Source organism: Gammaproteobacteria bacterium (assembly GCA_016200485.1).
Lineage (GTDB): Bacteria > Pseudomonadota > Gammaproteobacteria > Tenderiales > Tenderiaceae > JACQEP01.
This window is the reverse complement of sequence record JACQEP010000007.1, coordinates 45604-66099: the sequence shown is the minus strand read 5'-3', so window position 1 is coordinate 66099 and position 20496 is coordinate 45604. Positions and strand designations below refer to the sequence as shown.

Annotated in this window: 18 protein-coding genes; 8 read left to right on the top strand and 10 right to left on the bottom strand. The window is 48.3% G+C overall.

What is annotated here, in order from left to right; genetic code table 11:
- The first annotated feature begins 133 nt into the window (after positions 1-133).
- Positions 134-1705 carry a methyl-accepting chemotaxis protein gene (locus HY272_03775; GenBank protein ID MBI3771802.1) on the top strand — a complete coding sequence of 524 codons (1572 nt, stop codon included), beginning with the start codon at positions 134-136 and terminating at the stop codon, positions 1703-1705.
- A gap of 231 nt (positions 1706-1936) precedes the next feature.
- Here the strand turns inward: HY272_03775 and HY272_03770 are convergent, their stop codons facing one another.
- A complete protein-coding gene (locus HY272_03770) occupies positions 1937-2794 on the bottom strand; it encodes an ImmA/IrrE family metallo-endopeptidase (protein ID MBI3771801.1) in 858 nt (285 codons plus the stop codon).
- 12 nt (positions 2795-2806) lie between these two features.
- A complete protein-coding gene (locus tag HY272_03765; GenBank protein ID MBI3771800.1) occupies positions 2807-3142 on the bottom strand; it encodes a helix-turn-helix transcriptional regulator in 336 nt (111 codons plus the stop codon).
- 143 nt (positions 3143-3285) lie between these two features.
- Here HY272_03765 and HY272_03760 point away from each other — a divergent pair, with 143 nt between their 5' ends.
- From HY272_03760 to HY272_03750, 3 genes are all read left to right on the top strand, one after another.
- On the top strand, positions 3286-3549 hold the full coding sequence (locus HY272_03760) for a DUF3892 domain-containing protein (protein ID MBI3771799.1): 264 nt from the start codon (positions 3286-3288) through the stop codon (positions 3547-3549).
- 17 nt (positions 3550-3566) lie between these two features.
- A complete protein-coding gene (locus HY272_03755) occupies positions 3567-3806 on the top strand; it encodes a DUF2188 domain-containing protein (protein ID MBI3771798.1) in 240 nt (79 codons plus the stop codon).
- A gap of 73 nt (positions 3807-3879) precedes the next feature.
- Positions 3880-4095 (top strand): hypothetical protein, encoded by a 216-nt coding sequence (locus HY272_03750; GenBank protein MBI3771797.1) that lies wholly within the window; start codon positions 3880-3882, stop codon positions 4093-4095.
- 378 nt (positions 4096-4473) lie between these two features.
- Here the strand turns inward: HY272_03750 and dmeF are convergent, their stop codons facing one another.
- Positions 4474-5436 carry a CDF family Co(II)/Ni(II) efflux transporter DmeF gene (gene dmeF, locus HY272_03745; GenBank protein MBI3771796.1) on the bottom strand — a complete coding sequence of 321 codons (963 nt, stop codon included), beginning with the start codon at positions 5434-5436 and terminating at the stop codon, positions 4474-4476.
- A gap of 70 nt (positions 5437-5506) precedes the next feature.
- On the opposite strand from dmeF, the gene HY272_03740 reads away from it, so the two are divergent.
- From HY272_03740 to HY272_03725, 4 genes are all read left to right on the top strand, one after another.
- On the top strand, positions 5507-5782 hold the full coding sequence (locus HY272_03740; GenBank protein ID MBI3771795.1) for a metal/formaldehyde-sensitive transcriptional repressor: 276 nt from the start codon (positions 5507-5509) through the stop codon (positions 5780-5782).
- Between the two features lie 668 nt (positions 5783-6450).
- On the top strand, positions 6451-6759 hold the full coding sequence (locus tag HY272_03735) for a DUF3240 family protein (GenBank protein MBI3771794.1): 309 nt from the start codon (positions 6451-6453) through the stop codon (positions 6757-6759).
- Between the two features lie 41 nt (positions 6760-6800).
- Positions 6801-7946 carry a HupE/UreJ family protein gene (locus tag HY272_03730; protein ID MBI3771793.1) on the top strand — a complete coding sequence of 382 codons (1146 nt, stop codon included), beginning with the start codon at positions 6801-6803 and terminating at the stop codon, positions 7944-7946.
- A 167-nt stretch (positions 7947-8113) separates the two neighbouring features.
- A complete protein-coding gene (locus HY272_03725) occupies positions 8114-8458 on the top strand; it encodes a hypothetical protein (protein MBI3771792.1) in 345 nt (114 codons plus the stop codon).
- Between the two features lie 874 nt (positions 8459-9332).
- Here the strand turns inward: HY272_03725 and HY272_03720 are convergent.
- The 7 genes from HY272_03720 to HY272_03690 all read right to left on the bottom strand — a co-directional run bounded on the left by HY272_03720 (position 9333) and on the right by HY272_03690 (position 20255).
- Positions 9333-9605, bottom strand: coding sequence for a hypothetical protein (locus HY272_03720; protein ID MBI3771791.1), 273 nt, complete (start codon positions 9603-9605; stop codon positions 9333-9335).
- Positions 9606-9921: 316 nt separating this feature from the next.
- A complete protein-coding gene (locus HY272_03715; GenBank protein MBI3771790.1) occupies positions 9922-11010 on the bottom strand; it encodes a hypothetical protein in 1089 nt (362 codons plus the stop codon).
- Complete coding sequence (locus HY272_03710) at positions 10994-12799, bottom strand: restriction system-associated AAA family ATPase (protein ID MBI3771789.1); 1806 nt, start codon at positions 12797-12799, stop codon at positions 10994-10996. The genes HY272_03715 and HY272_03710 overlap by 17 nt, the downstream gene beginning before the upstream one ends.
- 5 nt (positions 12800-12804) lie before the next feature.
- The gene (locus tag HY272_03705) at positions 12805-14385 is read right to left on the bottom strand and encodes a restriction endonuclease subunit S (GenBank protein MBI3771788.1); all 1581 of its coding nucleotides are present in this window, start codon (positions 14383-14385) and stop codon (positions 12805-12807) included.
- Positions 14382-16043 (bottom strand): N-6 DNA methylase, encoded by a 1662-nt coding sequence (locus tag HY272_03700; GenBank protein ID MBI3771787.1) that lies wholly within the window; start codon positions 16041-16043, stop codon positions 14382-14384. Before HY272_03700 ends, HY272_03705 begins: the two co-directional genes overlap by 4 nt.
- Positions 16044-16045: 2 nt before the next feature.
- A complete protein-coding gene (locus HY272_03695) occupies positions 16046-17452 on the bottom strand; it encodes a putative DNA binding domain-containing protein (protein ID MBI3771786.1) in 1407 nt (468 codons plus the stop codon).
- Between the two features lies 1 nt (position 17453).
- A complete protein-coding gene (locus tag HY272_03690) occupies positions 17454-20255 on the bottom strand; it encodes a DEAD/DEAH box helicase family protein (protein ID MBI3771785.1) in 2802 nt (933 codons plus the stop codon).
- Positions 20256-20496: the final 241 nt, after the last annotated feature.

Here is a 20496-nt window from a genome sequence, read left to right as displayed (position 1 = left end):
TATTTTAGAAATCATATAGAAAGCCTCCCTTTTAAATAGACTTATCAGGGTAAAGTTATATGCACCATTACCGATACATGATTGCGCTTTAGCATTTAATTATAACTATTACATTCAGCGATACGAGGTATTTGTGAAGTCTAATCTACCTGTTACCAATAATGAACGCAGTTACGATGCCAGCATCCAGATCGTTTCCACTACCGACAAGAAGGGCGCCCTCACCAGCGCAAACAAAGATTTTTGTGATGTGGCCGGCTTTAGCCTTGATGAAATCATCGGCAAAAATCACAACATGGTGCGGCATCCTGACGTACCCCCCGCTGCTTTTGCCGATTTATGGAACTCACTTAAGTCCGGCAAAGCATGGATGGGGATTGTCAAAAATCGCTGTAAAAATGGCGATTTCTATTGGGTCGATGCCTACGTCAGCCCCATCATCGAGGGCAAAGATGTCATCGGTTATGAGTCGGTACGCGTCAAACCAAACCGTGACTTGGTTGAACGTGCCGATACTATGTATAAAGCGATCAATTCTGGCAAAGCGTTTACCTCGTGGAGTTCTAGTTTCGGCCTAGTGAGCCGTGTTTATACTGGTTTTATGTTTTTGTTTGTCGCCATGCTGTGGTCAGCAAAATTTTTTGATGTCATTAGCTGGACATCGACATTCATTACCGCAGCCATCGTCTCGGCACTTGCTTATGGGATGGTGAAGTGGTGTCTCAGTCCGTTAAGCACCTTCGTTGCCGAAACCAAATCTATTATCGACAATCCGCTTACCCAGTTCATGTATACCGGCAGGAATGATGAGATCGGTCAACTTCGGGTTGCCTTGCAGATACTCAGGGCACAAATCAGATCTTCGATGGGGCGTGTCGCCGATGTATCAAATACAATTGTATCTTCCGCTCAGAACGTTGCCGCCAATTCAGAAAATGCAAATCAAGGCGCACAAACTCTACAGGCCGAGCTTGAGCAACTCGCCACCGCCATGAATGAAATGGTAGCCAGCTTTCAAGAGGTCGCTCGGAATGCCAATCACGGCGCGCGCTCAGCCAGCGAAACCCGCCAGGAAGTAGGGACGAGTAAACGACTGATCCAGAACAACATGGAATCCATGGTGCGCTTTGTTGCTGAAGTTGGGCGCGTCGCAGAAACTATCAAAGCTCTGGAAAATGAAAGTCGCAATATCAATGCCGTCGTACAGTTGATTCAGGAAATCGCCGAACAGACCAACCTGCTTGCCCTAAATGCCGCCATTGAGGCTGCACGCGCCGGCGAACAGGGCAGGGGTTTTGCCGTCGTCGCCGATGAAGTCAGAACTCTGGCCATGCGCACACAAAAAGCAACCCAGGAAATACGCGGCCTGATCGAACGCCTGCAATCCGGCACCAATGCAGCCGCCAAGGAAATGGAACGTGCAAAGAACGAGAGTGACAGCACAATCAATCAGTCACATAAGTCCAACGAAGCGCTGGATGCCATCGACAATGCCATCGCTTCCATCACCGATATAAACACCCAGATTGCCACAGCCACCGAGGAGCAAACCGCGGTAGCCGAAGAAATCAATCGAAGTATCACTGCCATCAGCTCAGGTGCCAGCAACAGCAGGGATAATGCTCAGTCCACCGCCGAAATAAGCGGCCATCTCAACCAGCAGGCAAAGGAGTTGCGTCAACTGGTGGCGCGCTTACAGGCATAATACAGCTCAGGAAATTAGTCGCCGCTTGTATCAGAGAGAATAGCGATATTTCATTTGTACATTGATAAAAAAGTTTGTAATTAAGATATAAAGTTTGTAATTAGAGATCCTTATCATATGAATGAAGTTATTTTGTGCGGCTTCCACGTCTCCATACGCATTAAACAATAGCTTGTCCGCATTACCAGCATCAATGGAATTAACTTATTTACCACATTCAAAAAATCGGCATTATCTGAAGCGAATCGCCCATGAATCCTCAAGTTCTTCATCCTCTTCGATCTCCTCAAGATCAGGCAGATCGGATGCGGAAAGTACAGTCAATGTCTTGCCATATCTGCCAAGACCGATGACTTCTTCATACAGCTCACCTTTTATTCTACTACCAAACCATGTCGCCAAGCTGATGGAATCTGCATCTTCTCTGGCAAGACGCACATTATCCACATCTCTGTTGAAAGTGTGCGTTTTTGTGCCGCGCGGAACGCCCATCCCTTTTTTGAGCCAGGCCAGTCCCGGATATTCCTTCAGATCATCCGACATGAAGCAGTAATCCACCTTATCACCTATGCTCACTACAATCGCGGCGGGCGCCGGCGTTCTCTGAGCATAACGGATAGCCGTGGCCACCAGAGACGTACCACAGAGCTGCTTCAGCGTTTTAACCACTTCCATCCCTTCCCCGGCACGATCTAATACGGGATCGAACAAAAAATTCGGCATAAGCAAGCCGCTGGCAAAATGATCAGCCTCACTTTCATATGTATCGTCAGAGACAAATCCAGCCCGTGATTCGTGGATAACGCCGCCTGCGAACACCGCTTCGGGATGGCCGGGTAAAAAATAATGCCCCAGCTCGTGCGCGACACTGAAACGCTGGAAGCCCTCGTTTTCTATATGGGTGGCGTAAAGAATACCAAACGCCCGCTTGTTTTTTATCAACATTCCCGACACCCCGCCATTCTGCGATGGCATGGCCTGACAAACAATGTCATGCTGCACAGCAATGGCAACCGGATTGACCGGAAGAGATGTAACTCCCCACTCCTTCAGGAGCCGCTCAGCTTCTCTCGTGGCAAAGGGATCCATCTCAGGTGGCTCCTATTCTTTCTTGTTTCTCTTGGCCAACACCTGAATAAAGTCCAGAGCTATCTCCCTCTGGTCTGAAGATAGCTTTTCAAAGCCGTGCCGAAAAGCCACGTCCGCTTCGGCAAACCCTTCGGGATCGTCTGTACGGCCGAGTAAGTAATCGGCGGTTACGTTGAGTGCATCTGCCAACCGACGCAGATTATCAAAAGAGGGCTTGCGTGCTCCCGTTTCAAAGTGAGATACCGCAGCGGGTTGTAGCCCTGACCTCTGGGCCAGATCATCCTGGCTGAGTTCCCGCTTCTTGCGGGCAGCCACGAGTCTTTGCGGAAAAACATCATCATTTACCATTGCACAACCTCTATACGTTAGAGTATATTAATAAAATACGCCTTCGTATATACGCGCTAGGCGTTTTTTAGACCCATGGTCTATACGGAATCGTAGTATTTTACATTACATTTATTTTTAATCAACTGAAATGAGGTGCTCACATGGCAATAAGAGCTGTAACCCGAAGCAGGAAGGATCGCGATGGCGACATTACCGGTCTGTGTAATCACGGCGAATTTTGGTCTCCCCGTGACAAGGCGGATGCGATCCGGGATATTGAAACCAGGGCACATCAGTACCATGTCCCATGGAGCGATGGCACAAAGACTCCGATCCGCGTGGTTAACGGACCAAGGGGGAAATATCTGCGCACGGACAAGGACAACACGTCCCGCAACAATCTGGATGACTTGGCTAACTGCTAAATGAAAAGAGGTCTGATATGAGCAAGAAACGTGACATACATGTTGTACCGCATAAAGACGGCGGATGGGCGACCAAAAAAGAAGGGGCCGACCGGGCTGGGTCAAAGCACGATACGCAGCGCGAAGCTATTGATCGCGCCCGTGATCAGGCTAAACGGGAGCACGCAGAAGTTGTCATTCATCGCCAAAATGGCCAGATACGCGACAGCGACAGCTACGGTAAAGATCCAAGTCCTCCAATGGATCGGAAACACTAAAATCGCTGACATTACCCCTCGTCGGCTTATGGGCGAGGGGGCGTCACCGCTAACCCCTCTTCCATAAGGGTACATGTTTGCGGTACGGGAACCGTTTCCGAGCAAGCCCACGCAGACCTCACACATCTTCGGCGTGGTCACCAACGAACTGCCACTCATTATTCACTCACAGATGACGGGCAATGGTGTGATTTTCAGCGACGGGATTGAAGGCGATTATCTGGAATTTAATGTCGGGGCGACGGTAACGATTGCGTTGGCGAGGCATAAGGTGCGGTTTGTGGCTTGATAAAAGCGATCTCAGGATACATTGTCTCTTCGTTGACCGTGGAGATCACGCCCCTAAATAGTCCCTACGCCAATAAGTTGCCCCGCCAGATTACGCATAATTACGCGCGATTTGCATAATTACGCATGACACAGGTAATTTTGCGTAATTCACCCTTCCCCAGGTATCCGCATTTGGTGACAGGAAGATATGGTGCTTGATATAACAGAGAACGTCGGATTCGCTTGAATTTTTAATGACTCAGAACGACCCTTTGCTGCCTTTGAAAGTGGAGTTAGCGAATGTCTACTATGGAGCGAACGGCAGGAATCGCGATAGCAGACATTCCCTTATTCCTCTTCGGGCTCTTGTCCAAGCTATATTGCGCCACTTATGTGTTTAAGCTGGTGCAATTTCAGCTTCAAGATCAACAGGTTTTTGTTGGTTCTTTATTTCCACAGTGATATGAACAAGCTCCTCGTGAATGCCCAACTGCTTTTGGTAATATTCCGCATCATCGTTAGAATCGGCATTAACGATAAGCGATAGGATGCAGGCGTATTTACCCTTGCCGACACGCCACACATGAAGGTCGCAGATATGTGCATCGGAGGGGCAGGCGTCGATCACGTCACGAATTTCATTGACCACGGGGGCATTCATTTCTGCATCGAGCAGCACTCGCCCTGCGTCGTGTAACAGCCCATAAGCCCATACCGTAACCAACACCGCACCAACGATGCCCATTGCGGGATCAAGCCAGCTAGCTCCCCATAATTTACCACCGATCAACGCCAAAATAGCCAGGACGGAGGTTGCTGCATCGGCAAGTACGTGGAGATAGGCAGCGCGCAGGTTCAGGTCATGATGGTGTCCGTGATCAAGGTCATGATCATGATGCGCATGTCCGTCATTGAGTAGCCAAGCACAGGCGAGATTGACCAATAAGCCTAGGATGGCAACGAAAATCGCTTGATCGTAGTGGATAGGGGACGGCGCCATGAGTCGTTCTACCGACTGGTAAAGCATCAGTCCGGCAACACCAATGAGCAGGATTGCGCTGGTATAGCTGCCCAGAACCTCAATTTTCCAGGTGCCAAACGCAAATCGGCCATCATGGGCAAAGCGCCGGGCGGCGACATAGGCTGCCACAGAGAGACCCAGTGCCAGAGCGTGTGAACTCATGTGCCAACCGTCGGCCAATAATGCCATTGAGTTAAATACCCAGCCGCCAGCGATTTCGACCACCATCATGATTGCCGTCAGAATCACCGCCCAGCGGGTATTTCTTTCCGCCAGTGGATTGCCCTCATCAAATACGTGAGAGTGATTCCAGTCGTTGTCTGTTTTGGGGGGGATCATCGAAATTTGTCTACTTGATTCATATTGGCATATACTATACCTCAGTATACCTCTCTTAGAAAGAGAAACCATGTCGCATACGATTGAAGGTAAGAAACAACTGCTGACCCGATTACGCCGCATCAAAGGGCAGACAGAGGCCTTAGAAAAGGCCCTGGAACAAGATAAAGAATGTGTGGCGATTCTTCAGCAGATTGCGGCGATTCGTGGTGCGGTAAATGGCCTCATGACTGAAGTGCTGGAGGGGCATCTCAGGGAGCATCTAGGCGCTGAGGGTGTGACGCCTCAGCAGCGCAATGAGGATCTGGAGCAGGTTGTGGCAGTGTTACGCTCCTATCTCAAATAAGTACACATGAATAAGGCTTGTCAAAATAAAGAATTTTTCCTTATTGTCGAATTGGATCAAATAATATCCGATTTACACTTGGACACTTAAGTTGCTAGACTGCCACGATGGATTTTTTTCGTAAAATAGATAAGAGAATATTGATTGCGTGGACAGTATTGCTTTCATTGCTAATGCTGTCAGCTCAAGGCGTAACTCTACATGTCCACAGCTTTGATCATGACTCGCATCAAGGTCATCACTCAATCGACAATATCAATGGACACTCTCACATTGGTGGGGCTCACCTTTCTTTAGACAGCTCCCATCAGGATCACCATGATGAAACAACAACAGTGATTGATGCATGCCCGGACTGCTTAAAACAGGTAGCTAGCAATCTACTGATGGCAGCCTTAATAGGCATCGTGCTGTTCCTGCCCGTACCTGGGCTATATCGAAATAAATTTCCTATAAATCGTGGCAACGTTAGCCTTCCCCGTCGATTTCATCTAATCCCACCGCTTCGCGCACCACCACTTTAAGCGTTTCTCTATCAATGTATTGATGCTCGCTCGACTTAGACTCGAGCCGACCGTATCCATGCGACATAAATTTAAGCCAGTAATGCAGCCGATTTCTGGTGCACTGGCAACCCTAAAGATTCGATTCATTGCAGAGGAATACGCATGAAAGTATTAACGCTTATTGTTCATACGAACGTTCAGCAACAACTGGCTGATTTATTACGCACTATTGATCAGGTCTCAGGCTTTACCTTTAGCCACGTCGAAGGTCATGGTGTAGAAGTGGAAAGCGACCCTTTTATAACTGCACACGATAACGTGGTTGGCTATGCCCCACGTATACGGACAGATATTTTACTTGAGGATACTGATGTAAATGCTGTATTGGCAAAGCTTAGTGAGGCGCAAGCCAATCTCACGGGACATGGCGTTTACTGGGTAACAGCTGCCGAAAAAGGAGGTCGCCTGTGATTAGCAGCAAAGCAATCTCATTACCCCAGAATAATCAAGCCATGTTAGTCAAACGAAATCTGTTTATTCTAATCACCGGGCTCGTGCTGTTTGCATTGTTTTCCAATCTTGCCTTTGCTCATGGTATGTCTGGAGCGGAAAAACAGGCAATCATCGACGGTGGTAACGTGCAGTATTTGTGGCTAGGCGCTACACACATGCTTTCCGGCTACGACCATCTTGCGTTTGTCTTCGGGATCATCTTCTTCCTAACCACCTTTCGGGATATTGCCAAATACGTGACCGCGTTTACACTGGGGCACAGTGTCACGCTGATTTTCGCCACATTTAACGCGATTCAGCTTAACTACTTCCTCATTGATGCAGTGATTGCGCTCAGTGTGTGTTATATCGCTTTCGCTAACATTGACGGCTTTCGTAAATATCTTGGTATTAACCCACCTAACATGATGCTGATGATCATTGGGCTTGGGCTGATCCATGGTTTTGGCTTATCCACGCGTTTGCAGGAACTGCCGCTAAGCGAAGACGGACTGTTACTGAATATTATTTCGTTCAACATAGGCATCGAACTGGGACAAATCAGCGCGCTGTTCCTGATGTTATTGCTGATTGCGGCATGGCGTAAAACCCATGGTTTCAAAGCGTTCAGCCTGATTGCAAACTATGCCTTGATAGCCATGGGAATTTACCTATTTTTCATGCAAATGCATGGTTATGAGCACACCATCAATAAAGAGCTAGGCGCAAGTAAAGAAGCCTCCGCGCAATCTACTGCCGTGCAAGGAGGCCTTGCAAGCATGGAGTCTACAGAGTGGAAAGATTCCATCGCTGTCACGATACCTGCCAGAGGTGATAAGGAGTACAAACTCTTTCTAGCCAAAGGTGCGACGTTTAACTATTCATGGCGAACAGATGGCGAGCCACTGTTTTATGATTTTCATGGTGAACCCGCAGGCGATACCACCGGCTATTTCAAAAGCTTCCACAAGAGTACGGAAAGCCAGTCAAGCGGCTCTTTAACCTCTACATTTGCAGGTACACATGGTTGGTATTGGAAAAACAACACCCACACACCTATCACCATTTCGCTAAAAGTAAATGGCGAATATCAGCTAGTGGATAAAAATAAGGTAATTAACGAACCAGCTCCAAAACTCCAGGCAAGACATGAAAGCATTGATTAACGATAGGAGGTAAATAATGCACAAGTTAGTTTTGATAATATTCACCTGTTCAAGTTTAACGCTATTTTCTGCATGCTCATCAGAAGACGGCCATGCCCATGGTAATGGGCACTCACATGATCAAACAAATCAACATGACACCATCAATTAATAGACCTGGAGGATTTATGCGTTATCTAATTTCTACACTAGTTTCACTGTTCTTGTTTTTTGCAAACCCAATATATGCAGGATCAGGGCACGATCACGGCCATTCTCATGGGCCCGTTTCTGCGGATGTGACCTCTGGCAAGGCAATGCAAAAAGTTGAACAACTGGCAACGGCCGGAAAAATTGATGCGTCCTGGTCTGGAATTCAACCCGCTTCGGTAGAACAAAAGACCTTTGCAGACGGCCCTGAATGGGTGGTGATATTCAAGAATGAGAAAGTGAGTGACGCCTCCAAGCAAACTTTATATCTATTCTATACTCCGGATGGCAACTACATCGCTGCCAATTACACTGGCGAATAGTATAAAAGGGAGCAGGCTGTCCTGCTCCCTTACTTTTAAGTGTAAAATGCTTCTAGGTGTGGGGGATGGATGGCTATATTTCCATCCGTTCTGATATTTCCAGGGTATCATCTACCTCTATACCAAGATATCTAAAGATACCTAACAGTACTTTCCAATCTGGTGTGACCGAGGAGTAGCTGGATGCTCTCAAGTTGTGGGTTTGCCGATAGATCAACGAGACCTTGGTTCTTCTTATAGAGTGAGCGCCGTAATCCGCAGGGTCTAGTCCGATATCATTTACCCATTACCCGACCATCCTGGCGGATTGTCGGGTATAGATATGAGGTGATTGATGAAAACGACTTTGGAAGAGAGTGTCATTGTATTTCAGATACTGAAGGGCTATCAAGCCTAATACGGCCTTCCTGATTTGATCTGTAATCTCGAACTGAACAGGTTGCTTGGTTTTCTGTTGCATGATCATTGCGCACTTAAGTATTGATGAGCCATGTGTGAGGTCACTGACTATTAGCCTCACTAAGTCACAACCTCTAAGCTTGTGCTATCGATGGCTAGATTGAAGAGCGCTAGATCCCTGATATTCTCAGATAGCTGCATCAGCGGTAGCTTTTGCCCAACTAGTCTTCCTTTATTCCAGGCACTATGTAGTGAAGGCATGAAGTTTGCGCACCGAATCCTCCATTCAATCAAAGGAAATCCAAAGCATGCTATAACAAGCACTTACCATTAAAGCAGACGTTCAGCTAACAAACTATGAACTACAGCTCTAGGCCGAACCCGGCCATTCGATAAAATGATATGAGCCAATCAGATCAAGCCCGAACCACTGGATTTGAAGCACCCACTTCGTAGAGCAATCCACTGGACGTGGCTATACGTTTCCTTTTCTGACCAGATCAATTGCGTTTTGTAGTAATTGAATTAGCTGTTCGGCTTCAGTAACACTCATTTCTATTTCTGTGTTTCCTGTAACGCTATCTTCTGGTATGGCTTCATCCGAAAGGTCTAGATTCGAAATATCCAGGTCCATTTTAACATTCCATGTTTCTAAGGTTATGCAACCCACGTGGACACCAGACTCAACTTCGACAAAGCCTTTCCGGTAGTCAATGTTGTTGCAACGGATTCTATTTTCTCTGCTCATCTGACCCACCCCCATCAGCTGTACAATTATAAAGTTGAAAAGGGTGGACCCCAGCCTAATGGGATAGACCTTGAGACGATAGGTCGCGAAACCTGAGTCAGGGTTTGTAGCACGGGTCTTCCTGATCCCACCCCTGAAAAATCTCTGAATCTTTGCTTAGTCTAATTCATAACGGCGCTTACCCACAACGCGCCTCTTAAGCAGGCTAATTGATCACCTCAAAAATTGATTGTCTGAGCGCCATTCTTCACCAATGATCTTTGATTTTGCATAATGGGCAAATGACCAAATCGAGCCCGGCTCATTTAATCATTTCTTAGCCAAACAATTTTTGTCTTTCACATGCTTCAAGAAATGCCTTTTTGAGAAAATTAGCCCCTGTAAATGGTGAATTTGTTACGTGACGGTTTAGGGCCCGAAGGTATTCAGCGGGAGAGCGCCCTTCGTTGCCATTGCTCACTTCCTTCCATTTCCATTCGTCCAAAATTTCTGTGAGCCACGCTTTTCCATCTCCTTCCAACAACTTTCCTCGATACCGCTCCTCGATACCGTATACATCTTTCCATGTTTCAATTTCTTCATTTAACTCCGACGGACCGAAGGCAAGCTGAATATCAGCAGGAGTGAGATCATCAACATCCGGCTTGCTGAGTTCAATCGTCACTTCGATATTGGAACCAGGATCAGCGTAGGGGTAAAAGGCCTTGCGACGACCTGCGGCAGTATTCACCGGGTCCTTGCTGAGCTTATAGGTGCTGTTGCACTCGTGGCAGGCCGGAGCAAGGTTGCGGAAATTGATTGAGCTAAACGGGTAGAGCGCCTTGGGGAGATAGTGGTCGTAGGCTTCGCGCTTGGTGTGATGCACGCCCTTCACGTCACCGATTCCGCAAAACGGGCATTTTCCCGCAGTGTTTACCTGCACGAAGTGCTGATAATGGTCGTCGATATTACCAATCGCATTTTCAATAATTTTCAGCGTTAAGAAGTTTGGTGAATAGAGGTCCTTGAAGAACGCGTGAAGCGATTTACTCAGCCCTTGGTACCGCTCATTGAAGCTTTTTCCTAAAGAGCCATACCTAACAGGATTAACCTTTCCTTTTCGACTACAAGCTGCTTCTATATTGTTATTTGCCTCGTACCACCTTTGCATTCGCATCAAGTCAAAATAATTCAGAACTTTGAATTGATCGAAAATCTGTTGAATGCCTTTTATGAAAAAATCTGCCCCCTTGGGCTCCGTGTGGTACAGACCTTCGATCATGGTTTTCAGCTCTGGGCAACTGTTGAAGAGGGAAATATCGTACTCTTCCCAAAGAGCCTTGCACCACACCTCAAAAAAGATAAAGTCGATAAACTCTTGCATCTTCTCCATCTGGTGCGGAACGTATTTATACGGGAACAGCATTACCCTCACCCTCCATGCCATCAAGGATAGTCTTGATCAGCAGTACCTTTTCAACCGAGTCGCCCAGTTGCTGATTAATCTCATTAATGAGCTGATCCTTGTCCTCGCCACCTTCAAACCGGTTACGCAGACCCTCAAGAATCGACTGTGCATAGCCGCCAATAGTTTCCCGTTTGCCGAAGGTATTCATAGTGATCTTGTTAATCGATGCGCCCAGGGTGTTGTAATCCGGTTTGCTGATGTTGACCGTTCCGAGCCCCTCGTCTTTCTTAAAGACCAGTACCTTTTCTGGTTTACTGTCGGAGATTAAGAAGGGGGCATGGGTCGTAACAAGCATTTCATGGGTATCTGTGGACTCGCGAAAACACTGGCGCAGGCGCGTGATAAAGTTCGAACGCCAGTCCGGGTTGAAGTGGGTTTCCGGCTCATCGAGCAGAAATAGACTGTTGGTATTTCTGAACAACAAACATAGGCCAAGGATGTGCAAAAGCTGATGCTCGCCATCAGATAGGCTTTTAAGAAGCACAGATTCTTCAGCGCCCCTTTTCTTTAACAGAAAATGCTTAAATCTCATAATGCGCTCATCAGAGGCTAAGATTGGCACGGTTTCCCCAACATAAAGGCTATCGGATTTGTACAGGTTACTTTTCAATGTATCGCTAACGGAATAGAGATTAAGTGAGAGCAAGACCTGAAACGCCTGAAACAATGCTATTGGCGAATAATCGAAATTTTCTTTGAACGCCTCTTTAGTTGCTTCATTGACGTAATAATCGAGATAAAGCGTATCGGTTGTTTCATCCACGAAGGAGCAAGTCGCACATCGTTTTAGACGTGTAACGATTGGATCAAAATTCTCTGCGGAATCTTTACCGGCCTCAAGCAGGCGCATGAGATTAATGGTGTGACGACCGGTCTCGCCGTCCAAGGTAAGCGCTGGATTACTGGCATAATATCCACCCTGCGCATAACCCTCTTCAGCAAAACCTCCTCTTTCAAATTTCGCAGCAATCTCAGCGGAAACATCGATGCTGCGCTTGATAATAATACGAAACTCTCTCAGTTCCTCCACGCCAACGTCTTCGCGAAATGGCATTAGCGTTTCTGCATCCTGAAAGAGCAGATTGCAGAGCAAAATCGCCTGACTAAAGGAACTATCGAGATAGGCAAGCCTAGTTTCTGGTCTACCTGGATAAGGCAATTGGTTGCTTAGCGCATTCCAATATTCATCGAACTGGACAAAACGCAGCTTGAAAAAAGGCAGGCTCAATATCTCGTTTTCCCCCGAAGAGCAACCAAGAACATACTGCGGTAATAGTTTTTTGGCTTGTTGTCGAGAAATAGAGTCCTTTTCATCAATGCCGAACTCGCTTTTATTTAAACAATTCAATTCTGGACTATTTCCCGCTGTTTTTGATATGACAACATGAGCGTCCTTAAATTCGACGGGACTGGTATTAGTCTCATGAGGTATCAAGTATTCCAGCTCGAAGCTGTCGGGCTTGGTATTTGTCGATGTAAATACATCGACTTCCTCACCGTTTTCGGCAAATTGATCTGGTAAAAAATCCAAATAACGGCTTTCAATGCTAAAAAATATTGCCGCCAGAACTTCGAGCAGATTGGACTTACCGCTGCCATTTGGTCCAGCACAAACAAAAGGCGCAAAGCCCTGCCCCTCCTGCAACTCGCTTTCGATTTCCCAGGGCGTACGGAAGAGATACTCGAAACCCGGCTGCAGGCTGCGGAAACCAGCAGGATCGGTGATCTTTAGCCGCAACAGTTTCACCAGGATCAGCCTGTCAACTTCAGCGCAATTTTGTTGTTATCCTCATCAAAAGCCTGTTCCAACTGCCCCGACTTAATAGATTCAAACAACCAGCGTTTTACCAGCTCATACTCCGCCGAGCCAAAGGGCTGCTCCCCTTCGTGCGTAAAATCCACGGCTTTCCAGTGCACTGATTGCCAGAAGTAATCTAACGACAAGACGGCACCTTTTTTCAGGTCTTGTATAAACTCATCAAACAGCCTACGAAGCAGCCTCTCGCGGGCAGCCGGGTTTGACATGGGGTACTCATCAACCACATCAATGGATGTAGTTACATGTCTCTGGCCCGCCTTCTCTTCCAGTTGCATTGTTAGGTTGTCGGCGACATCCAGCTTCACTAACAGAGGGGCACGCGACAAATCTAGCTCCCCTTTGAAGGCCTTTTGGCTTAATGCACCATAGAGGTTTTCTAGTTCTGTGAGGCTTTGTTGGTAGTGGGATTTGATACCTTCGATCTTTTCAACGATTGCGGCGAATTGATTTTGGAGATTGATCGGCGGGCATGGAATATCGAGAGTCATAAATTTCTTCATCGAAATATTCAGCATCGAATCGTGGCCGCCGCTCGCCAGGCTTCTTACGACATCTCGAAAGCGTTCATTCTTCAGCAAGCGATTGAAGAATTGCGAATTTACTAACTCAGCATTGAGAGTCAAAACCCATAACTTATCGGGCAGAAATAACCGTGCGTAGTCCTGTGGAACAACGCAGCATGCAGCAACAAGCTCGACCGTATTTGCACGACTAAACAGAAAATCGCCACGCTTAACAAAGCGAAGTGTCTTCGTTATCTGCGCTGGATTAACAACCTTAAACTCTGCTGGATCAAATGTGCCTTTTGTTACTGCACTTATCTTCAGCACTCCAACTTCGTCAGAACCTACAAACGCCCTGTCTTCACCGCCGTAACTTGTGCCTGAAGAAATATCCAATACGGCTTTTTGGCAAGGTTGAATGTCCCACCCCTTCTCATTCCGCACCGGATCGCCAAACATCTCCAGAAAGACGCTTTTGAGCAGGTCGTCGAGTTGTTGCAGGTGTTGTTTGCGCTGGGCGATCAGCCCTTCCACTTTGCCGAGCAGATGGGCAATGCGGATTTGGTCGTCAAGTGGTGGGAGGCGGATTTTGAACTCTTCTACAGAAGACCTTGATAATTCTTTAAAAGTTGCGCCGTTACCCTTTGCTTGTAATGCCCCAATATTGTTTTTCAAGAAGTAGTAGAGATATTCAACATGAGCCTCTTCTGATGGCACCAAGCTTTTGAAACCTTGATTCGTGCAAACACTCTTTTTGTTTATAGCCAGTAAACCAATAGGAGCTCTAGAGCTAAGCAGCAATGACCTAGGTGGCAACATTGTTGTTGAACATGACTTGAAGCCAAGTTCAGTAATTTTTTCCATGGAATCTTCCAAATATGGAGATCCCATCTTGCTAAGTTCTTTAGGCGTAACCCATGGGATTTCTCCTCCCCAATATTCTGGTTTATTCCTTTTAGGGGTTGAGCCCGATACAATTTTGCAAATTTCACCGAGAGCAACGGTTCTCATCCAATCATCTCCCGTAACTCCAACAACTCGCGCACAATGCCACTCTGTACCTTGGTCAGCTCCTTGTCACTGGCATTACCCACTTCCGCCTTGAGCAACTTATCCAGTATTACCGCCGGGGCTTCGTACTCCACCTCTTCAAATACATCTTCCTTGTAACGACTTAAGCTCAGGTCATAACCTTCGGCCTCGATGTCAGTGCGCGGCACCATGAAATATTTCTGGGTACGGTCGGTGTCTGTCTCTGCATTACGTGCGTGATATTTGGCGATGATGTCCTGCAAGTCGCCATGGCCTTCGAGCTTCGTGCGTTTGTCGTCCAGCGAATAACCATCGGCGGCCATTTCGTAGAACCAGACGTGTTCGGTGGCTGGTTTGATGACATTCTCTTTTGGTCCCCACACCTTGGTGAAGAGGAGAATCGCGGTACTGACCCCGGCATAGGGTTTGAAGACGCCGCTGGGCATGGTGATAACGGCCTTGAGGTCGCAGCGCGTCACCAGGGTTTCGCGTAGATCCTTGAAGGCCTTGCCGGAACCGAACAACACGCCTTGCAGCACGATGACACAGCCGGTGCCGCCTTTTTTCAGCAGGCGGTAGATGTTCTCGACAAACAGCAGTTCGGTTTTGGTGGTGGCCAGTTGCAAGTGTTCGTTGATATCGCCCTTGTCGATGCTGCCGGTGAAGGGCGGGTTGGCCATGACAATGTTATATTCGCCTTCGGCGTTAAAGCTCTTGCTGAGGGTGTCTTTGTAGTCGATCTGCGGATCGTTGATGCCGTGCATCATCAGGTTCATGAGACCAAGGCGTACCATGGTACTGTCGATGTCATAGCCATGCAGTGTGCGTTGCAGGATGCTTTGGGCATTTTCAGTGTTCCCTGCGGCGATGGAGGTACGCCTAAAGCCATCTTCGTCGGGCGTTATTTTGATGGTAGCTCCGGCGTTAATGGCTAATTGGGTGATGATGTATTGATAGGCCCCCAATAAAAATCCGCCGGAACCACAGGCTGGGTCGATGATGTTCTGGCCCAGTTGCGGTTGCACCAGTTCAGTCATCATCTTGATGATATGGCGCGGGGTGCGGAATTGGCCATTTTTTCCGGCACTGGCGATCTCAGAGAGCAGGAATTCATAGACGTCCCCCTGGATATCCTGAAAGGCGCAGCCGGTTTCCTGGGAGTCTTTCTCCATGATGCCGAAGATTTCGTCGATGGTCTTCACTGCCTCTACCAGTAGCGCTGGTTTGGGGATGATGAAGACGGCATTTTTCATGTGGTGCGTGAATTTTGACTCGCCACCGTTAAGGTCTTTCAGGAAAGGAAAGACATTGGTTTGTACATGAGCCAGCATCTCTTCGGCATGATAGTTTTTGAATTCACCCCAGCGAAGTTTGTATTTTTCAATGGCGTATTTTTTCTCATCCTTTTGCCCGCGATATTGCGGCGGCATCCAGGTTCCTTCGAATTTGGAAAGATATAACTCACCTGTCCATTCGGCATCGGCCTGTTTTTTTTGGTCGATTTCATCGAGCCGCTTCATGAACAATAGGTAGGTAATCTGCTCGATGGCGGTGAGTGGATTGGAGATACCGCCGCTCCAGAATTTATTCCAGAGCTGGTCGATTTTTGCTTTTAGTTCGGGGTTATTTTGCAGCATGGTTATTTCTCGTCTTTTAATGTTTTCAGCAGGGCATGGCCTGCATCGGTCAGCCGGTATTTTTGCAGGCGGCTGTTGGGTTTGCCGGGCAGGGTGTAGGCCACTTGGCCCGCTTCCAGTAGTTTTTTCATCAAATCATTGAGATAGCGGGTTGGTTTTTGTTTACCAAGGGCGTTGGCTATTTCGGTTTTGGATAGCGCGGCAGACATAAGCAATGTCATGATCTGCAAAGCCATTTCTGACTCTACCCCTGACTCTACCCCTGACTCTACCCCTGACTCTACCCCTGACTCTACCCCTGCCTGGGCCTCGGTTCCGGGGGCGGTTTCTTCAAAGGGTTTGTTGTAGGGGAATATCACCCGCACAAAGCTGCTGCGGATCTCAAAGGCGTTGCGTGCGTATTTTTCCAGAATGCGCGGTATGCCGGAGCCGAGGTGCTCGACAATCTCCAGGTCACGAAACACGCGCATGATCTCTTTGTTGCGGGGAATGGAGCAACCGCTGAAAAAGTCCTCTTCGGTCACACCATAAGGCAGACCGCCCATGGAGGTGATCTCGACCCGGTCGGAGAAAAACTCCACTTTGGGGCTGGCGCCATAGGAGTAATCGTTGTGGACCACGGCATTGATCACGGCCTCGCGCATGGCGATGGCGTCGATCATCGCCCGCTCCTGCCGTAAGGGGTAGCCGATTTTGGTGTAGACAGTGTTCTCCACTTCGATACGTTCCAGCACCGCTTTGAGCGCCTTGACCAGTGAGCAGCGGCCATAGTCGCGGTTTTCGATCAGATCGACCCGGTCAGTGCCTGCGTATTTGGCTATCTGTAAAGAGACGCCGTTTTCATCGGCCAGCAAATAGGCAGCATAGTTGGGCTTTTCATCGGGCGTGAGCAGCTCCAGGCTTTTCATGAATGCGTCATTGAGGTGGAGGCCGCGGGCCTGATAGTAAATGTTGAGCTGTTCAAAGCTAAGATCGCGACGTGGTGATTCCATGCGGCCAATGGTGTTACGCACCCGCTTGCTGAAAAGTGTTTCAATCATCGCCTGAGGCATGGGTTCTGCGGCACTGCCGACGCGCAGATAGCACCCTTTTTCGGTCATGCCGTATTTTTTCAGGTAGTAGGGCTTTTCCAATCCGCCTGCCAGGGTGAGGCGAATGACATCCTTACCCTGCATTTGTTCGTGGATGATTTCAAACAACCCCATGATGGAGGGCTGGATGTTGTTTTTGAGCCGGTCTTTGATTACCAATTGGAGCTGATCGCACTCGTCTACCCCCGTCGCGTTGCCTTCATCGTCAATGCCAAGGTAAATGACGCCACCGTCACGTGCATTGAGAAAAGCGACGACTTGTTTTTCCAGGTCGTCCGTCAGTTCGCGCTTGTATTCGATGCGATGATTTTCGGTCATTTTACGCAGCCAAACTTTCGGTGAGCTGGAGTATTTCGTTTATCTCGCTCGGGCTAAACACGCCCCGTATGCCTTGCGGGTGTATAACCGTAAAAGGCGCGTTGATCAAGTCTTTCTTTCCTACTTTTTCACGTTCAACAATAAAGTTTTTCAATAGATTGAGAAACGCCAGTTGCCGGCTACTGAGGTTGGTGTGCTGCCGGATGAACTGATCGAAGGCTTCACTAACGGTTTCGGGGAAGCTTTTCAATATTTCGATGCCGAGGATGTGGCGGATGAACTGGATGAAGCGGGCCTTACGGTTTTTGTAGACCTGACGCAACAGGTCTTCAGTGATGTGCGGGTGTTCGGCATGCAGCAGTTCGGCCAGCTCATTAGCTTCAGCGGCGTTAATCTCTTTGCCGTTTTTGATTTTCGCCAGTATCGGATTGCGCTCAGTGAGTTCGGCGATCAGGGCTTCAACCATTTCGCGATAACGGCTGATGCTGACGGCTTCGTGCTGGGGGCCGAACTCCACCCAATCCTTGTGATGCAGGATGTCGGTCAGGTCGAGGTGAACCGGGCCGGTGCCGCCGCTATCTTGCTCGCGGAACTTCATCAGTGGGCCGAGTTTGTTATTCATCTCGTCCAGGGCGTCTTCTGTGATGTTGGCCCAGTAGTGGTTGCTTTGGACGGCGCGGATCAGCTGTTCTTCGGCTTTAACAAAATTGATACTGAGCGGCAGTTCGCTGATCTGCTCGACAATGCCCTCTTTAAGGGTGTCTGCCCGTTCCTTTTCTTCGCTGAGCTTGGCCAATGAATACTCCAGCAGGTCGCGCTCAAATCGCATGGCCTTGAAGTCGGCCTCTGATACGGTGCGGAACAGAGGTTTGATCTCGGCGCGCAGGAATTCCAGCTTCTGGTGGTTAAGGCTAATCCAGAAGTTTTCTTCTTTAAGTTTATTGAGTGCGGTTGCAGCTTCTTTGATCACGACTGAGTTTTGCGGCAGTTCGGCAATCTGATTGCGGAGTTTGGTGATCTCACGATCAGCAATGTCTTGATGACCGCTATCAATGGCTCTTTCTATTTTATCGAGGCGCAGGCCAACCAATCGCACCGGCAGAGGCAGCTGTGGTTTTAATTCCTTGCCCTTGGGTTGGAGCTTAAAGTACTCGAAGTTGTCCCAGCAGTCCAAAATCAGGAACACGTCTTTTTCAGTGCACCAAGGTTTGGGTTTATTGGTTTCCAGTAAGCGAGTGCCACGCCCGACCATCTGCCAGAACTTGGTGTAGGAGTAAACCGGTTTGGCAAAAACGAGATTGACGATCTCGCGCACGTCGATGCCTGTATCAAGCATGTCGACACTGATGGCGACGCGGGGCATGTCGTTGTTGGTGAACTGATCGAGCAAGCCACCTTTGCCATAGACACGCGGATCATCCGAGACCAATACCTTGGCGAGCTCGCCTTTGTATTGCGGATAGAGTGCGTCGAAAATCTCTTCCATACGCCGGGCATGGGCCTTGGTCGAACAGAAGAAGATGGTTTTGCCGGGCAGCACGCCATTGGAGTCCTTGATGGACTCTTCCATGAATTCCTTAACGATGAGGGTGTTGGTCCCTTTGTTGATAACCTGTTTTTCCAGCTGCGAACCTTCGAAGTTGATCTCTTCGATTTCCTTACCTTCCAGCAGCAGCTTCTTCTGATCATCGAGCGAGATGGTGCGTTTGCTGATGCCTTCCATCTGGAACTTGGTTTGAATCTTCATTACCTGAAAGCTGCTCAGGTATGGCGGCACATTGTTGACTGCTTCCCCAAAAGTGTAGGCAAAGGTCGGGATGCCGTCTTCGCAGTGAAAGAGCTTAAAAGTGTTGTGATCGATGATGTCGGTGGGCGTCGCCGTCAGTCCCAAGGTGGTGGTTTTGAAATAGCTGATGACTTCGCCGTAAGTGTTGTAAATCGAGCGGTGGCTCTCGTCGATGACAATGAAATCAAAATAATGCGGTGACAGGTGCTGTGACTCATCGCGAATAATGTTGAGCATCGTGGGATACGTTGACACGTAGATACGACGATCTTTGGCGATGAGTTTTTCACCGACGTTGGGCCAGCGTGGCTCATTGGGTAGATGCTCTTTGAACGCTGCCAGTGCTTGTTCCCTGAGCGCTATGCGGTCGACCAGGAAGAGCACTTTTTCGGCGTGGCCGGCGCGCATCAGCGCATCAACCATGGCTATGCAGGTGCGGGTCTTGCCGGTGCCTGTTGCCATCACCAGTAGGAAGTCACGTTTCTTTTGTTCAATGCCTTCCAGTACCGCGCGGATAGCGCGGATCTGGTAATCACGACCTGCAATAGACGTGTTGATGAGCTCTTGGGTTAGCGGCTTGCGGTTGCGGCGAATGTATTGGAAGCGCTCGAGATCATCACGGGTTGGAAATCCGACCACTTTGCGCGGTGGATAGTTATCCAGATCCCAGAAATAGGTTTCGAGACCATTTGTATAAAAGCAGAATGGGAGTTCACTATCCCGCCCTTTTTGAATGTTGTAGCAATATTGTTTTGCCTGCTCTCGGCCCAGCGCTGCATCTTTGCTGGTTTTTTTTGCTTCTACCACTGCCAGAGGTTTACCGTCTTTTCCTAGCAACACATAATCGCTGAACTGGTGACCTTCATATTTTGTACGCGGCTCTTGTATGCCCTCGGGAAGGCCAACTTTGATATCGAACTCTGCAACGACTTGGGTGTGGTCGCCGACATCCCAGCCCGCCGACTGAAGCTGCTTGTCTATTAGTTCTTTGCGGGTTTGGGCTTCAGTGTTTGTCATACTGCAAGCAATCTTTATGGCACGCCAGTTCAATTAAGGGAGTCAGCATATCACCCCGCCCGCAAGAGCAGCTGGTCAATGAGAAAGTTGGCCTCTTGTTCCAAATTCCCCATAGATGGCAAGGAGTGCTTCCTTTTTTCTATTTTCGTTTACCAAGATCATATCCCTAAACACTGCAAATGTTAATGATTTATATGGCATTTATTTCTTATTGCATACACCAAATGCACTTCTAAGGTGT

Coding starts and splice junctions, on each gene's coding strand:
- HY272_03770 (MBI3771801.1), bottom strand. CDS start 2,794: ATGGATCCCTTTGCCACGAGAGAAGCTGAGCGGCTCCTGAAGGAGTGG.
- HY272_03765 (MBI3771800.1), bottom strand. CDS start 3,142: ATGGTAAATGATGATGTTTTTCCGCAAAGACTCGTGGCTGCCCGCAAG.
- HY272_03760 (MBI3771799.1), top strand. CDS start 3,286: ATGGCAATAAGAGCTGTAACCCGAAGCAGGAAGGATCGCGATGGCGAC.
- HY272_03755 (MBI3771798.1), top strand. CDS start 3,567: ATGAGCAAGAAACGTGACATACATGTTGTACCGCATAAAGACGGCGGA.
- HY272_03750 (MBI3771797.1), top strand. CDS start 3,880: ATGTTTGCGGTACGGGAACCGTTTCCGAGCAAGCCCACGCAGACCTCA.
- dmeF (MBI3771796.1), bottom strand. CDS start 5,436: ATGATCCCCCCCAAAACAGACAACGACTGGAATCACTCTCACGTATTT.
- HY272_03740 (MBI3771795.1), top strand. CDS start 5,507: ATGTCGCATACGATTGAAGGTAAGAAACAACTGCTGACCCGATTACGC.
- HY272_03735 (MBI3771794.1), top strand. CDS start 6,451: ATGAAAGTATTAACGCTTATTGTTCATACGAACGTTCAGCAACAACTG.
- HY272_03730 (MBI3771793.1), top strand. CDS start 6,801: ATGTTAGTCAAACGAAATCTGTTTATTCTAATCACCGGGCTCGTGCTG.
- HY272_03725 (MBI3771792.1), top strand. CDS start 8,114: ATGCGTTATCTAATTTCTACACTAGTTTCACTGTTCTTGTTTTTTGCA.
- HY272_03720 (MBI3771791.1), bottom strand. CDS start 9,605: ATGAGCAGAGAAAATAGAATCCGTTGCAACAACATTGACTACCGGAAA.
- HY272_03715 (MBI3771790.1), bottom strand. CDS start 11,010: ATGCTGTTCCCGTATAAATACGTTCCGCACCAGATGGAGAAGATGCAA.
- HY272_03705 (MBI3771788.1), bottom strand. CDS start 14,385: ATGAGAACCGTTGCTCTCGGTGAAATTTGCAAAATTGTATCGGGCTCA.
- HY272_03700 (MBI3771787.1), bottom strand. CDS start 16,043: ATGCTGCAAAATAACCCCGAACTAAAAGCAAAAATCGACCAGCTCTGG.
- HY272_03695 (MBI3771786.1), bottom strand. CDS start 17,452: ATGACCGAAAATCATCGCATCGAATACAAGCGCGAACTGACGGACGAC.
- HY272_03690 (MBI3771785.1), bottom strand. CDS start 20,255: ATGACAAACACTGAAGCCCAAACCCGCAAAGAACTAATAGACAAGCAG.